The 13,927-nt window shown below is 36.3% G+C and carries 14 protein-coding genes and 1 pseudogene; 9 read left to right on the top strand and 6 right to left on the bottom strand.

Translation table 11 applies throughout. From position 1 onward, the window contains the following. Positions 1 to 11: 11 nt before the first annotated feature. Genes HPB14_RS02240 through hopJ form a run of 3 tightly spaced genes read right to left on the bottom strand, consistent with a single transcriptional unit; the run spans position 12 to position 3,578 of the window. On the bottom strand, positions 12 to 860 hold the full coding sequence (locus HPB14_RS02240) for a glycosyltransferase family 9 protein (protein ID WP_000557835.1): 849 nt from the start codon (positions 858 to 860) through the stop codon (positions 12 to 14). Continuing rightward, on the bottom strand, positions 826 to 2,463 hold the full coding sequence (locus HPB14_RS02235) for a class I SAM-dependent methyltransferase (protein WP_001139743.1): 1,638 nt from the start codon (positions 2,461 to 2,463) through the stop codon (positions 826 to 828). The genes HPB14_RS02240 and HPB14_RS02235 overlap by 35 nt, the downstream gene beginning before the upstream one ends. Before the next feature lie 8 nt (positions 2,464 to 2,471). Next, on the bottom strand, positions 2,472 to 3,578 hold the full coding sequence (gene hopJ, locus HPB14_RS02230; RefSeq protein WP_001160447.1) for a Hop family outer membrane protein HopJ/HopK: 1,107 nt from the start codon (positions 3,576 to 3,578) through the stop codon (positions 2,472 to 2,474). A 117-nt stretch (positions 3,579 to 3,695) separates the two neighbouring features. Here hopJ and gltX point away from each other — a divergent pair, with 117 nt between their 5' ends. Continuing rightward, positions 3,696 to 5,087: a glutamate--tRNA ligase gene (gene gltX, locus HPB14_RS02225; protein ID WP_000053279.1), complete on the top strand. Its 1,392-nt coding sequence runs from the start codon at positions 3,696 to 3,698 to the stop codon at positions 5,085 to 5,087. A gap of 118 nt (positions 5,088 to 5,205) precedes the next feature. On the opposite strand, the gene HPB14_RS02220 is transcribed toward gltX, so the two are convergent. The 3 genes from HPB14_RS02220 to modA are packed head-to-tail and all read right to left on the bottom strand — an operon-like array spanning position 5,206 to position 7,436. Beyond that, positions 5,206 to 6,003 carry an ATP-binding cassette domain-containing protein gene (locus tag HPB14_RS02220; protein ID WP_000588401.1) on the bottom strand — a complete coding sequence of 266 codons (798 nt, stop codon included), beginning with the start codon at positions 6,001 to 6,003 and terminating at the stop codon, positions 5,206 to 5,208. Continuing rightward, positions 6,000 to 6,674 (bottom strand): molybdate ABC transporter permease subunit, encoded by a 675-nt coding sequence (modB, locus tag HPB14_RS02215; RefSeq protein WP_000349450.1) that lies wholly within the window; start codon positions 6,672 to 6,674, stop codon positions 6,000 to 6,002. The genes HPB14_RS02220 and modB overlap by 4 nt, the downstream gene beginning before the upstream one ends. 21 nt (positions 6,675 to 6,695) lie before the next feature. Continuing rightward, positions 6,696 to 7,436: a molybdate ABC transporter substrate-binding protein gene (gene modA / locus HPB14_RS02210; RefSeq protein WP_000798961.1), complete on the bottom strand. Its 741-nt coding sequence runs from the start codon at positions 7,434 to 7,436 to the stop codon at positions 6,696 to 6,698. 18 nt (positions 7,437 to 7,454) lie between these two features. Here modA and HPB14_RS08235 point away from each other — a divergent pair. The 8 genes and pseudogenes from HPB14_RS08235 to HPB14_RS02180 all read left to right on the top strand — a co-directional run. Further along, positions 7,455 to 7,547, top strand: a pseudogene (locus HPB14_RS08235) (orotate phosphoribosyltransferase); the annotation flags it as partial. A 115-nt stretch (positions 7,548 to 7,662) separates the two neighbouring features. Beyond that, the gene (locus HPB14_RS02205; protein WP_000595788.1) at positions 7,663 to 8,223 is read left to right on the top strand and encodes an outer membrane beta-barrel protein; all 561 of its coding nucleotides are present in this window, start codon (positions 7,663 to 7,665) and stop codon (positions 8,221 to 8,223) included. Further along, positions 8,207 to 8,389, top strand: coding sequence for a hypothetical protein (locus HPB14_RS08380; RefSeq protein WP_080011963.1), 183 nt, complete (start codon positions 8,207 to 8,209; stop codon positions 8,387 to 8,389). Before HPB14_RS02205 ends, HPB14_RS08380 begins: the two co-directional genes overlap by 17 nt. 160 nt (positions 8,390 to 8,549) lie before the next feature. Further along, positions 8,550 to 9,800 (top strand): cation:proton antiporter, encoded by a 1,251-nt coding sequence (locus HPB14_RS02200; protein WP_000431930.1) that lies wholly within the window; start codon positions 8,550 to 8,552, stop codon positions 9,798 to 9,800. 96 nt (positions 9,801 to 9,896) lie between these two features. Further along, the gene (locus HPB14_RS02195; protein ID WP_000662827.1) at positions 9,897 to 11,633 is read left to right on the top strand and encodes a M3 family oligoendopeptidase; all 1,737 of its coding nucleotides are present in this window, start codon (positions 9,897 to 9,899) and stop codon (positions 11,631 to 11,633) included. Then, on the top strand, positions 11,618 to 12,106 hold the full coding sequence (locus HPB14_RS02190) for a hypothetical protein (protein ID WP_001188629.1): 489 nt from the start codon (positions 11,618 to 11,620) through the stop codon (positions 12,104 to 12,106). Before HPB14_RS02195 ends, HPB14_RS02190 begins: the two co-directional genes overlap by 16 nt. 11 nt (positions 12,107 to 12,117) lie before the next feature. Further along, positions 12,118 to 13,605 carry a DUF5644 domain-containing protein gene (locus tag HPB14_RS02185; RefSeq protein WP_000114694.1) on the top strand — a complete coding sequence of 496 codons (1,488 nt, stop codon included), beginning with the start codon at positions 12,118 to 12,120 and terminating at the stop codon, positions 13,603 to 13,605. A 1-nt stretch (position 13,606) separates the two neighbouring features. Further along, entirely contained in the window at positions 13,607 to 13,921 is a 315-nt protein-coding gene (locus HPB14_RS02180; RefSeq protein WP_001879120.1) for a hypothetical protein, read from the top strand. Positions 13,922 to 13,927 lie beyond the last annotated feature (6 nt).

Genomic DNA, 13,927 nt, shown 5'->3' with positions numbered 1-13,927 from the left:
ATAACACAATATTATAATAGCCCCAAATGGCGGAATTTTTTGGCTAAATCCTGTTCTATGAAATGGCTTTTATGGGCTTTTAGAAAATTTTCATTCCCACCATTAGGCGGCATGAAATCGTCATTATCCCTATAAAAAAAGATAAAATAATTTTTCTTTAAATAGTAAGCCAAATGGATCAAAAACGAATCCCCCCCTATATACAAATCGCTTTCTAAAATCAGGTTTTTAACTTCTTCTAGATTGGTTTTAGTGCGATAATGAGCGGCTTCATTTTGTAAAAAAGCGTATCGTTCTTCAAAATCTAAAAGCGTAACACAAAAGGGTTTTAAGAGTTTTAAAACGATTTGCAAATGCTCTAAAGGGATACTTCGGTCTATGGATCTTGTGAAAGGGTTGATCAAAATCTTTTTGGGGTTTTTTACACTCATGGAATATTGACTATTATCAAAAACATGCCCATAAATTTGAGAAAACAACTCCTGGCGGTTTTGATAAACGTTTTTAATTTCTTTATTTGGAGTGGTTATGGGAATGAATTGGGATAAAAGAGCGCTTCTAAAGTCTTGTTTTTCTAAAATCAAATGTTTGATTTTGTGCTTTTTAATCGCTTTTAACAACCATAAAAAATCCTTCATCGCCAAAAAAACGCCTTGTTTTTTAAGATCATAAAAAGCAGGGACATTTTCAAAAAGAGGAATGATCTCAAAATGTTTTTTGCACTCTAAAAGCTTGGCGATTTTTAAAGTCAAATGAGTGCCTAGGATTTTAAGGGGCCGTTGCTGTTTGGAAGCGATTTCTTTTAAAAGGCTAAGCGTGATGAGGTTATCCCCTAAAGCCAAAAGACAAGCAACATGCATGGTTTTTCCTGATGGTGAAATGTTTAGGGTCTTTTTTTTCTATCCCTAAATTTTTTAAATAAAATTTTTCATCAAAACTATTGTTAATAAATTGCGCAAATAGGGGCAAACATTCCAAATCTTTTCTTAAGATTTTATGCGTTTTAAAAAGCGATTCAAAAATGAATTGCATTAAATCGCTGTTTAACAATTCTTTTAACGCATGAGCGTTGATAGGAAAATTTTCTTTTAAAACAAACATGTTCGTGCTGTTTAAAAAAAGGTGTTGCTTATTGTCATAAAAAAAGACCAGTTTTGAAGAAATGAATTTGTACACGATTTTTTCTCTAGCCTGATAAAGGCTTAAGGGAGCGACTTGCTGGCAGTCTTTTAAATCAGCGTTAATGAATTGGCTAGTGGCTTTTAATCTGTCTTTTAAAATATCTGAACCCCTGAAAATAGGAATGGTATTTTTTTCTTGTTTGGAGTGTAATCTTTCTTTATTGTTGCCTGTAACAATCCCTAAAGCAAAATGAGCGTTATTTTTTAAAGTCATATGGGGAATGGAAAAAAGGTGGTCTAAAATTTTATTTTCTTTGCTAGAGCAATGGATATTAAAAATCTTTTTAGGGTTGTTGAAAAAAGAAGAAGGCGATCGTTTGAACTCACTATTTTGATAAAAGCATGAGATTTTTTGATCCTTATTAGGGGTTTTTTTAAGCACCAAACCCACAGCCTTAGTCATTAGATTTTTAAAGGGTTTGTCAAAATCAATCAGGCTTCTAATGTGAAACTTTAAAGCCATTTCTCGCATTTTGCTAAACGCATCAATATTCAAACAACTTTCTGGTAATAATAGCCCCAAATGAGCGTTTTCTTTTAAGCAATTCAAACTCGCTACAAAAAAGAGCGACGCGCTGTCTAGGCTTTGAGAGAGGTTGAATTGCTGTTTGAAATTTTCTTTTTGGTTTTGGTTGTATTTCTTACCCCATGGCGGGTTAGTGAAAATACAATCAAATTGCGGGGTGTGTTTTAAATTTAAAAAATCTTTTTGCACAATATTAGGGCAATCTAAATGATAACGCTCTTTAATACGCTTTTTAGTCAAAGCGACAGCAAAAGCGTCTGTATCATAGCCATAGATATTTTCAACCTTAAAACCCAGTTTTAAAGCATGCATGACAAAATTCCCACTCCCCACAGCCGGATCGCAAAAAATCGCTTGGGAGGTATCAAAATCTTTAGGGAGAGTGAAAAGTTGTTCTACTATCCTATTAGGGGTGTAGTAAATGCCTTCTAAATTTCTGGTGGTATTGGAAAGCTCTTTTTCATAATAAGAGCCTAGATTTTCTAAATCAGAGCTATTTTCTAACATTTCTAGGTATTTTAAAATCAATTCTTGATGGTTATGCGCGCTTTTTAAGGATTTGTTAGCGTATTTGTTAAGCTTGTTTTTCCCTAAATGGTTGCGGCAAAAATCTAAAAAAGAGCTTGTTTTCACATAAATTTTATGATCAATCTCTAATTTTTCTAAAAGATTGGTTTTGATCCAATTACGCACGCTGCTATGAGAAACGTTGATTAAATGAGCGATTTCTTCAACAGAAAGAGCGTTTGAAGGCATTTACCCCCCTAAAAACTATAAACATAACTCACATTAAACACCACGAGGCGTTTGAAAAAGAGCGAGGTGTTTAGCCCTTTGCCATGCGTTTCATAAAAGGAATTGACCGCTAAAGGGATTTTCAAGCCCATTTCAAAGCCATTGTGCCTATTGACATTCACACGAACCCCAAAATTCAAAGGGATCTGGAAAAAACTCGTGTGCATTTTAGCGTGATAATTGGTCAAGTAATTGTTGATAAAATCCGTTTGACTCACCCACATGCCTAAACCACTCCCTACCCACGAACTCCCCGCTAAAGCAAAGCCTACATAAAAACCCACGCTCGAATGTTTTTTTGCATTATCAATGAAATTATAAAGATAGTCTATGCCAAGCCCATAAAGGTGGTTATTCATTTTGCCTAAACCATCAAAGCCATTGCCCACAAAACCAAAATTACTATAACCATAGTCATAGAATAAATAATAGCGCAACCCTTGATTTTTTTTCTTAGTAAAGAAATGCTTATAGCCCACATTCAAACCTACCCCATACATGCTTGAAACGTTTTTAGAATAAGAGCTAGGATCAAGTGCATTCAAAGAATTTGAAATTTGAGCGATCTGAGAAGATAAAGAAGAGAGCATGTTGTTTTGAGATTGGCTGAATTGCGTTTCTAAATTTCTTAAGTTTTCTACTAATTCTAAAGGGTTAGTGGTGGGTTCTTGCATTTTTTCTAACGCTTGGGCTAATTTAGGTTGAGATGCAACGCCACCGCTAAGCATCATTATTTTTTCAATATTTTCAAAGGTGGATTGGAGGTAGTATTTCTCAGCTTGGATTTCAGTGGGGGTTAATTTGGAGTGGTTTTTTAAAGCGTTATTGATATATGCAAAGGTTTTAGGCATGTTGGTGATTTCATCTTTGACTTGATGGAGTTTGTAGATCTTATTTTGAGCGTTAGAAATGATTTGGATGCGTTCTTGATTTGAAAAAGGGTTATTGTGTTCAACGGCATGACTGATGGAATATTCAAAACCCACGCTCGCATACGCCCCATTTTCTTCAGCGATACCAAAAGATAAAAATAATAAAGATAAAGATAAAGAAGATAAGGTTTTTTGAAATTGCATGGGTGATCCTAATTAAAAATAATCTCAATGATACACTAATTTTAATAGAAAAAAGTGAAACAATTTTTAAGCCATTTTTGAATACAATAAGAGCATTTTATTTTTAAGGTTAGAATAATGAGTTTGATCGTTACGCGCTTCGCTCCATCGCCCACCGGCTACCTCCACATAGGAGGCTTAAGGACAGCCATTTTTAATTATCTTTTTGCACGAGCCAATCAAGGAAAGTTTTTTTTACGCATTGAAGACACGGATTTGAGCCGTAACTCCATAGAAGCGGCTAACGCCATTGTAGAAGCTTTCAAATGGGTGGGGCTAGAACACGACGGAGAAATCCTCTACCAATCCAAACGCTTTGAAATTTATAAAGAATATATCCAAAAACTCTTAGACGAAGACAAAGCCTATTATTGCTACATGAGTAAAGATGAATTAGACGCTTTGAGAGAAGAGCAAAAGGCCAGGAAAGAAACCCCACGCTATGACAATCGTTATCGCGATTTTAAAGGCACGCCCCCTAAAGGCATAGAGCCTGTGGTAAGGATTAAAGTCCCGCAAAATGAAATCATTAGTTTTAATGACGGGGTTAAAGGCGAAGTGAGAGTGAACACTAACGAAATAGACGATTTTATTATCGTCAGGAGCGATGGGACGCCCACTTATAACTTTGTGGTTACCATTGATGACGCTTTAATGGGGATTACTGATGTGATTAGAGGCGATGATCACCTTTCTAACACCCCTAAACAAATCGTTCTCTATAAGGCTTTGAATTTTAAAATCCCTAATTTTTTCCATGTGCCGATGATTTTGAACGAAGAAGGACAAAAATTAAGCAAACGCCATGGGGCCACTAATGTGATGGACTACCAAGAAAGGGGCTATCTTAAGGAAGCTTTAGTGAATTTTTTAGCGCGTTTGGGGTGGAGCTATCAAGATAAAGAAATTTTTAGCATGCAAGAATTGCTAGAATGGTTTGACCCTAAAGATTTAAATTCTTCGCCCAGTTGCTTTAGCTGGCACAAACTTAATTGGCTCAACGCTCATTATTTAAAAAACCAAAGCGCACAGGAATTATTAAAACTTTTAAAACCTTTTAGTTTTAGCGATCTTTCTCATTTAAACCCCGCTCAATTGGATCGCTTGTTGGACGCTCTCAAAGAAAGATCTCAAACCTTAAAAGAATTGGCCCTTAAAATAGATGAGGTTTTAACCGCTCCTATGGAGTATGAAGAAAAGGTTTTGAAAAAACTCAATCAAGCGCTCGTTATGCCTTTGTTAGAAAAGTTTAAATTGGAATTAAATACAACCAATTTCAACGATGAAAGCGCGCTAGAAAACGCCATGCACCAAATCATTGAAGAAGAAAAGATTAAAGCGGGTAATTTTATGCAGCCTTTAAGATTAGCCCTTTTGGGCAAGGGGGGCGGGATAGGCCTTAAAGAAGCGCTTTTTATTTTAGGCAAAACAGAGAGCGTCAAAAGAATAGAAAAGTTTTTGAAAAGCTAAAAAATTGGCTCTATTTTCATTGAACGCTAATCATAAAAGAGTTTGATTTTAGCGGTTGTTCTAAACAACTCCTTTTGAAAAATAAGAGGGTTTTAAGAGGAAAATGAAAAAAATATTTCTAAAATTTTTTACCTTGATTGAAATCAAGCTTAAAAGTTGGGTTCAGACAATCTTTGGGCAAACTAATCGTTTGAGGAATGACCTCATAATGGCAATAATTTTCATCTTCAAAGAGAGGTTTTACCCATAAGCGGTTTGAAAAAAGCCGATTTTCTTGATTAGGATTGATAACGCCATTGTTTAAAAAGAGGAAAGTTTGCGCGAGTTTGATCATTTCGTTTGGGTTATGACTGACTAATAGCACGCTTAAATTTTCACGCTTGATAAAATCAAGCAAACCTTGTTGCACCTCGTTTTTTAAGGCGTTATCTAGGGCGTTTAAAGGCTCATCTAAAAGCAATAAATTCTTGGCTGCGATCAAAGCTCTTGCTAAAGCGACTCGTTGGGCTTGTCCGCCAGAGAGTTGAGAAATTTTTTGCTGGCTTAGATTTTCTAAACGCATTAAGCGTAACACTTCGTGGATTTTATTTGTATCTTTAGGGTGAGCAAAGGCGATGTTTTGATACACATTTAAATGAGGGAATAGGGCGTAATCTTGAAACACAAAGCCGATTTTTCGTTGTTGTGGTTTTAAAAAAATTTTTTTTTGAGTGTCTAGCCATACTGAATGATTGACTTCAATATAGCCGCTATCCACCGCTTCAAGCCCCGCTAAAATGCGTAAAATCGTGCTTTTACCCGCTCCCGATTCTCCTAATAAAGCGACAACTTCTGCTTCTTTAATTTCTAAGTCTATATTCAAATCAAACGCGCCCCTAGATCCTAAAAGGCGTTTTTTAAACCGCGCTTTTATCATAAAAACGAGCTTTGTTTTTTATTCAAAAATAGGGTAACAAACAAGAGGCTAAAACTGATAAGCGTGAGCGTTAAGGCGTATTGGTGGGCTTTAGAATAATTGAGCGCTTCAGCTTCGTTAAAAATCGCAATGCTAGCCACTCTTGTTTCCCCTAATATATCACCCCCAAGCATCATCACCACGCCAAATTCGCCTATAGTGTGCGTAAAAGTTGTAATGATAGCCATCAACACACTGGGTTTGATGTTAGGGAGCAGGACAAAAAAAAGGGTGTAATATTCCCCTTTTCCCAAGCTATAACTGGCTTCTTTTAAAGAAGCGGGCAAGGAAATTAACGCGCTTTTAATGGGGCTTACCATAAAGGGTAAAGAAAAAATCACGCTCCCTAAAATAAGCCCTTGAAAACTAAAAACAAGTTTCACATTTAATACATCTTGTAAAAACGCTCCCAAAAAAGAAGAAGGCGAAAAGATTAAAAGGAGATAAAACCCTAGCACGCTTGGGGGTAAAACTAAAGGCATATACACAAGCGTTTCTGTTAAGCTCGTTAAAAGATTGCGTTTAAGGCTTAAAAAATAGCCTAAAAAAATCCCTATAGGGAGTAAAATAAGGGTGGTAATCAAAGCTAAAGAAAAGCTCAAACGCATGGTAATCAAAAACTCATGATCCATTGTTCGCCTTTTTTATGCGTTTCAATCCACAATATAGCCGTATTCTTTAAAGACAGCTCTAGCTTTAGGGCTGAATAAAAAATCTTTAAAAACTTTGGCTAAAGGGTTATTAGCCCCATTTTTAGTGATGATCAAGGCTTGTTCAATAGGGTTATAAAGGGCTTTATCAATGATGAAATAAGAGAGGTTTTTGTCTTTTTTATCCATCAAGGATAACGCTCCAAAGCCTATTTGAGCGTTTTTAGTGGCGATGAATTGATGGGCTTGAGAAATAGAAGCGCCATAAATGATTTTAGATTTAAGACTAGAAGTGAGTTTTAAATTCTCTAAGACTTCCATACTGGCTTTTCCATAGGGGGCTAGTTTAGGATTAGCCATAGCGATATATTTAATTTTAGGGTCTTTAAGAATCTCTAAAGAATCCATTTTTAGATCTTCACTCCATAAAACCAACACACCTTTAGCATAGACTTCTTCTTTAAAAGGGGTTATTTTTTCATCATAAAGCTTTTTAGGTCTAATCATATCTGCTGAAATGAATAAATCAAAAGGGGCGTTTTGAGCGATTTGAGCGTAGAGTTTGCCTGAAGAATTAAAACTAATTTTAACAGCGTCTTTTGGGTGTTCTTTTTGAAATTCTTTAACAAGGGCTTTTAAAGCGTGCGTGAGGTTAGCAGCAGCAGCGATTTTTAAATCCTGTGCCAACAGAGCGCTTGAAAAAAATACGATTAAAAAGACAAACGCTTTGAAAGTATTTTTCATAGAACTCCCTTTGATTAAATGATTGAAGTTATTGATTATACCTATTTGTATCTTAAAAATTTGTATTTTAAAAGTTTGAGGCGGTTTGTTTTGTGGGTATATCCCACTTACTAGTATTTAACCAATATTTTCACTCTAAAAACCCTCATCTTTGATAAAAAATTAAATCTTTTAGAAAAATAACCGATTTTAGGGTGTAACTTTAATTCAACAAGAAGGATTTATTATGATTAAAAGAATTGCTTGTATTTTAAGCTTGAGCACGAGTTTAGCGTTGGCTGGCGAAGTGAATGGGTTTTTCATGGGTGCGGGTTATCAGCAAGGTCGTTATGGTCCTTATAACAGCAATTACTCTGATTGGCGCCATGGCAATGATCTTTATGGTTTGAATTTCAAATTAGGTTTTGTAGGCTTTGCCAATAAATGGTTTGGGGCTAGGGTGTATGGCTTTTTAGATTGGTTTAACACTTCAGGGACTGAACACACCAAAACCAATTTGCTCACCTATGGTGGCGGTGGCGATTTGATTGTCAATCTCATTCCTTTGGATAAATTCGCTCTAGGTCTCATCGGTGGCGTTCAATTAGCCGGAAACACTTGGATGTTCCCTTATGATGTTAATCAAACGAGATTCCAATTCTTATGGAATTTAGGCGGAAGAATGCGTATTGGGGATCGCAGTGCGTTTGAAGCAGGCGTGAAATTCCCTATGGTTAATCAGGGCAGCAAAGATGTAGGGCTTATCCGCTACTATTCTTGGTATGTGGATTATGTCTTCACTTTCTAATTTATTCTTTCGTTCGCTCTTCTTCATCAAATCAAACCCTAGCCGACTCTTAAAAGGTTGGGGTTCAAAAATCTTTTTCATAAATAGAAAGTTTGTTTTAGTGCAGTATAATCCTAGCGTTTCAATTTTTATTTTACTCAATAGGGTGTTTGGTGTTGGCGTTTGAAAGCGGGTTTAGTAAGATCTAAATAATTAAATAATAAATTACTTATACATATTTGATAGATATTATTTTATTTAATAGTGTTATTTAATGGCTCAATTTAATAGGATAGTTTCGCTTTTATTTCTTTAAAACAAATTGATTCTACTGGGGAAAGGTTTTTATGGAAAACAGCACACTTTATATTGTTATTGCTGGCTTATGGCTTGCTGTAGGCTTTGGAATCTTTTTAAAGAAATTAGACATGCCGGTTATCATTGGTTACATTTGCACAGGAACGGTCTTAGCGGCTTTTTTTAAAATTAATGATTTTAATTTGTTGTCTGATATTGGTGAATTTGGCATCGTCTTTTTAATGTTTATGATAGGCATTGAGTTTAATTTTGACAAGCTCAAATCCATCAAACAAGAAGTGCTGGTTTTTGGGCTTTTACAAGTCATTTTGTGCGCTTTAATCGCTTTTTTAGTGGGGTATTTTATTTTGGGTCTTTCACCCATTTTTTCCCTTGTTTTAGGCATGGGGCTTTCGCTCTCTTCAACCGCTATTGTGCTGAAATTCTTTGAAGATTCCAAACAGCTTAGCACGCCCATGGGAAAGAGCGCGGTGGGGATTTTGATTTTCCAAGATATTGCCGCCATTCCCATGCTTTTAATTTTGACGATTCTAGGCAGCAAAGATTCTAATGTTAATTTACTCATTCTTAAAACCTTTATTTCAGCAGGGATTATTTTAGTTCTTTTGTTATTGCCTGGAAAAAAAGGGGCTAATCTCATCTTAGAGCAAGCAAAAGACACGCGCTTGCCTGAAATTTTTATAGGCACGATTTTAGTGATCGTTTGCAGCGCGGCAGGGTTGAGCCATTTTTTTGGGTTTTCTATGTCTTTAGGAGCGTTCATTGTGGGCATGGCGATTTCTAAATCGCGCTATAAAATCAATGTTCAAGAAGAATTCGCGCAATTAAAAAACCTCTTCTTAGCCCTTTTTTTCATTACGATAGGGATGCAAATCAATATTAGTTTTTTTATAGACAAGATCTTTGCAGTCATTTTCTCGCTCATTTTAGTGATGGGTTTTAAGACGGCTATCATTTATGCGCTTTTGCGTTTTTTTAGAGACTCTAAAACTGCCATAAAAACCGCCCTTTCTTTGGCGCAAATCGGGGAGTTTTCTTTTGTCATTTTTTTAAATTCAGGCTCGCACCAGCTCTTTAATTTGCAAGAAAAAAAAGGGATTCTTGGTTTTTTGCACCAAAAAAATATCTTAAGTATCGCTCAAAATGACATCCACCAATTCCTTATCCTTATGGTGGTCTTTTCTATGTTGGCAACCCCTTTTATTTTAAAATACCTAGAATCTATCGCTCAATTTATTTTGCACCAAAAGAGCCAAGAAAATGAGCCGGCTAAAAAATAATGGTGCAAAAACCAAATGATAAGTTTGCTTGTATTGTGAGTGTTATGTTAAAATACAAGCGTATTGAACTCAAACTATTAAATAAAGGGGGCTTTTATGAAAGAGCAAGAATGGGATTTAAGCGCTTTATTTGAAAATAAAGAAAGCGCAGAAGAATTTTTAAAAACCTTACAAACAGAAGCACAAGAATTTGAGAGCGTTTATCAAAATAACCTTAAGAATTTAGACGCTGCAAAATTTGCCAACACTCTTAAACATTACGAAAATTTGTCAGAAAAAATCTCTAGAGTGATGACTTACGCTCAATTGCTTTTTGCTAAGAACACCAAAGAAGCGAAGTTTTATTCGCAGTGCGAAATGGCTTGTGCAAATATCCAACAACACCTTTTATTCTTTGAAATTGAATTCAAGAATTTAGACGCCAAAAAACAGCTTGCTTTCATTAAAAAATGCAAAGACCATGCTTTTTATCTAAACAACCTCATAGAAAAGAAAAAGCACACCTTAAATTTAGATGAAGAAAAGATCGCTCTAGCCCTTTCACCTGTGGGAGTGGGCGCGTTTAGCCGTCTTTTTGATGAGCATTTTTCTTCTTTGAAAATCCCTTTTGAAGAGCAAAATTTAAGCGAAGAAGAAATTTTAGCCCTCTTGCACAACCCCAAACGCAAGATTCGTAAAAAATCTCAAAAAGCTTTCAGCAAAGCGTTAGAAAAATCCCGCCCTTTACTCACTTACATTTTAAACATGGTGCGTAAAGACTTGCTTATTGAAACCAAGCTGAGAAAATACGACAAAAAAGAGAGTTTCCGCCACATTGACAACCAGATCTCGCAAGAGAGTGTGGATAGCATGATAGAGATTGTGAACGCTAATTTTTCTTTAGTGCATCGTTACTACCATCAAAAAGCACAAATTTTAGGGCATAAACTCAAAGATTACGATCGCTACGCCCCTTTAAACGATGAGAGCATCACCATGACTTACTCTCAAGCTTTAGAAGAAGTGCTTAAAACCCTTAAAGCCTTTAGCCCTGAATTTCATAAAATCGCTTCTAAAGCGATCAAAGAGGGCTGGGTGGATTCACACCCTAAAGACTTTAAGCAAGGTGGGGCTTTTAGCCATGGCGGGGTGCCTAGCGCTCACCCTTATGTGTTGTTAAACTACACAGGAAACCGCCGAGACGCTTTCACTATCGCTCATGAATTTGGGCATATGATCCACCAAGAATTGTCCAAAAAACAAGGCGTATTGAACATGGATACGCCCTTAACCACCGCAGAAACCGCTTCTGTCTTTTCTGAAATGCTGTTTTTTGAGCATTTGAAAAAGGGTTTGAAATCTGATGAGCTTCTTTTCATGCTGGCAGGCAAGTTAGAGGATATTTTTTCTACGCTTTTTAGGCAAGTGGTGATGACTAATTTTGAAAGAAGAATCCACGAAATGGATGAAGAATTAGACACCAAAGATTTTGATCAGATCTGGTTTGAAGAAAATCAAAGAATGTTTGAAAAAAGCGTGAAACTCACTAAAAACTACCATTTGTGGTGGAGCTATATCCCCCATTTTATCCATTCGCCTTTTTATTGCTACGCTTATAGTTACGGGCAGCTTTTAACTTTGGCACTTTATGGGCTTTATAAAAAAAGCGACGCTAAAGAGTTTGTTAAAACTTACACGGAATTTTTGAGCTTAGGAGGGTCAAAAAGCCCTAAAGAATTAGTGTCCATGTTTGGCTTTGACATTGATAGCAAAGAATTTTGGGAAATTGGCATGCAAGAGGTGCGTCATTTGTTAGAAGAATTTGAAAGGTTGCTCGCATGCAAAGAGAATTAAGGCTTTTAAACAACAAGCATTGCGTTGAATACTTGCAATTTCTGTCCAAAAACCATTTGAGTTTCAACCTTTTGTGCGAAAGAGATGCGATTGATTTTTCCCCCAAGCTCCCTAAAGAAATCCATGAAAAATTCGGTGCGTTAGTGTTGTTTGTTTTAGCCGGATACACCTTAGAAAGCTTGATGATTGATGCACAAAGCGTGCAATTTGAAGCCGGGTTTGGCCCTAACAATATTGGTAGCGTGGTTCAAGTAAAACTTCCTGGCATCATTCAAATCCTTGTCAAAGAAAAAAATGAAAATGCCGTTTTATTCAATCGTTGCGATTCGCTTGAATTGTTTCAAAAAGAAGAGCCAATCACACAAGAGCCAAAAAAAGACGAGCGAGAGTCTAAAGAATGGTTGGACTCTAAAGAGGCTCTTTTTTCCAATTCCAAAAACCGCGCGATTTTAGAAAATTTACACAAAAGCTAAAGGACTAATTGATGAGCGTTTTGAAATTGCATGTAAAAGTCTTTCGTTTTGAAACCAACAAGGACTATAACCCTGCTTATGAGTCTTATTTTTTAGAATACCAAGAAGATCAATACCTTTTGGATCTTTTAAAACAACTCAAAGGCGTGAGCTACAATGAAAATATCGCGCTTAAAATCAACCAAATTGCGGTGTTTGAAGACGCTAAAGTGAGCGATTTGGTGGCGTTTTTTTCTAAAGAGTGGGTGCTAGATCCCCTATCCAAACGATACGCTTTAAAAGACTTGATGATTGATGAAAAGGCGGTTTTAAAAAACTATGAAGATTTTTTCAAACAAATCCCCTACATCACTAAAGGCGAAAAAGAAGAATTAGAAAAGTTTATCCAAATCAATTTTATCAACCCCCAAACCAACCCTAAATATCTGGGCGATGGCTTTTTCTTGTATGTTAAATGGCTGATGAAACGCTACCCCACAGAGCGCAACCGGTTATTAGAGATGATTTCTCAGCCTGAAAGCGGCGTGATGAATTTTTTAAGCGTGGCGCATTATCTCTATAAAAACGATGACAATATTGACCATGAAATCTATGAATTGCAAGAAATCCTAACCAATTCCAAAATCAAGCCATGGAAAGATTTTTCTAAAAACCTTTTAAGCCTTTTTCAATACCATTCTAACCCCCCTAAAACGCCTAACCCCCCTAAAACTTGCGCGCTCTTTAACGCTTATGCGAAACATTTAGACGCGCAATCGCTTCTCAAAAGCGCTAAGCTCTATTTAGAAAAAATGGGGCAAAAAATCATTGATCTGCCTTTTTGTTATGATGGGGGCTATTATGGGAAGATTATCAGCACGCATGATTTTCTTACCGCTTCTGCGTATAATCTGGCTCTAGCCAAAGCCAATGGCGTTTCGCTCATTTTTTGCGAAGAAGATGCGTATTTGAATATCTTGCATGCTAAAGAAGTTTTAGACAACAACCCTGAAATCATCAACTCCGTCAATGAAAAATTGAAAAAATACCAACTCGTTTATGAAAAAGGCGTTGAGGTCGTCTATCTTAATGAATGGGTTAATAAATTTTTGGCATGGGAATTGAAAAGCCCTTTTGATGCGTTTTTAGGGGCTGAATTTTCTCGCATTAAACAAAGCGATCATTTTTTCAATAAAATCCGTTTAAAAGCCCCCCATTTTTTAGAGTCCTTTCAAAATTACGCCCCCCTTTTAGAAGTCAATGAAGCAAGCGGCTTACTCCAGTGCGCGCATTTACGCTATTTAGGGATTGATTTAGGGGCGGATTTTTTAATCGCACATTCTTTAGGGCTTTTTCACGCTTTTGAAAATTTAAGCTTAAAAGCTTCAAAAGTTTATAAAAGAGATAATGACAACACCCCCACTTTATTTTTACCTCAAATCGCGCTAATGGCTATGGGGGAAAAAGACAAGCAAGCTCTAGGGCTTGATGCGCATTATCATAAAGTTACTTTCATTTAAAATGAACGCTTTTTTAAAACTCGCTTTTGCTTCTTTCATGGGAGGGCTTTGGTATGCTTTCAATGGAGAAGGCTCTGAAATTGTCGCTATAGGGATTTTTTTATTGATCTTGTTTGTTTTTTTTATCCGCCCTGTGAGTTTCCAAGACCCAGAAAAACGAGAAGAATACATAGAACGGCTTAAAAAAAACCATGAGAGGAAAATGATCTTACAAGACAAGCAAAAAGAAGAACAAATGCGCCTTTATCAAGCCAAAAAAGAGCGAGAGAGCAGGCAAAAACAAGACCTCAAAGAACAAATGAAAAAATACTCATAAAGGAAA

It is taken from the genome of Helicobacter pylori HUP-B14 (assembly GCF_000259235.1).
Lineage (GTDB): Bacteria > Campylobacterota > Campylobacteria > Campylobacterales > Helicobacteraceae > Helicobacter > Helicobacter pylori_CU.
Note: the sequence above shows the minus strand (reverse complement) of the source record. Positions and strands in the feature narration are given on the sequence as shown.

Coding starts and splice junctions, on each gene's coding strand:
- modA (WP_000798961.1), bottom strand. CDS start 7,436: ATGAAAAATACTTTCAAAGCGTTTGTCTTTTTAATCGTATTTTTTTCA.
- HPB14_RS02240 (WP_000557835.1), bottom strand. CDS start 860: ATGCATGTTGCTTGTCTTTTGGCTTTAGGGGATAACCTCATCACGCTT.
- HPB14_RS02195 (WP_000662827.1), top strand. CDS start 9,897: ATGAAAGAGCAAGAATGGGATTTAAGCGCTTTATTTGAAAATAAAGAA.
- HPB14_RS02235 (WP_001139743.1), bottom strand. CDS start 2,463: ATGCCTTCAAACGCTCTTTCTGTTGAAGAAATCGCTCATTTAATCAAC.
- HPB14_RS08380 (WP_080011963.1), top strand. CDS start 8,207: ATGTCTTCACTTTCTAATTTATTCTTTCGTTCGCTCTTCTTCATCAAA.
- HPB14_RS02185 (WP_000114694.1), top strand. CDS start 12,118: ATGAGCGTTTTGAAATTGCATGTAAAAGTCTTTCGTTTTGAAACCAAC.
- HPB14_RS02200 (WP_000431930.1), top strand. CDS start 8,550: ATGGAAAACAGCACACTTTATATTGTTATTGCTGGCTTATGGCTTGCT.
- gltX (WP_000053279.1), top strand. CDS start 3,696: ATGAGTTTGATCGTTACGCGCTTCGCTCCATCGCCCACCGGCTACCTC.
- HPB14_RS02190 (WP_001188629.1), top strand. CDS start 11,618: ATGCAAAGAGAATTAAGGCTTTTAAACAACAAGCATTGCGTTGAATAC.
- HPB14_RS02205 (WP_000595788.1), top strand. CDS start 7,663: ATGATTAAAAGAATTGCTTGTATTTTAAGCTTGAGCACGAGTTTAGCG.
- HPB14_RS02180 (WP_001879120.1), top strand. CDS start 13,607: ATGAACGCTTTTTTAAAACTCGCTTTTGCTTCTTTCATGGGAGGGCTT.
- modB (WP_000349450.1), bottom strand. CDS start 6,674: ATGGATCATGAGTTTTTGATTACCATGCGTTTGAGCTTTTCTTTAGCT.
- hopJ (WP_001160447.1), bottom strand. CDS start 3,578: ATGCAATTTCAAAAAACCTTATCTTCTTTATCTTTATCTTTATTATTT.
- HPB14_RS02220 (WP_000588401.1), bottom strand. CDS start 6,003: ATGATAAAAGCGCGGTTTAAAAAACGCCTTTTAGGATCTAGGGGCGCG.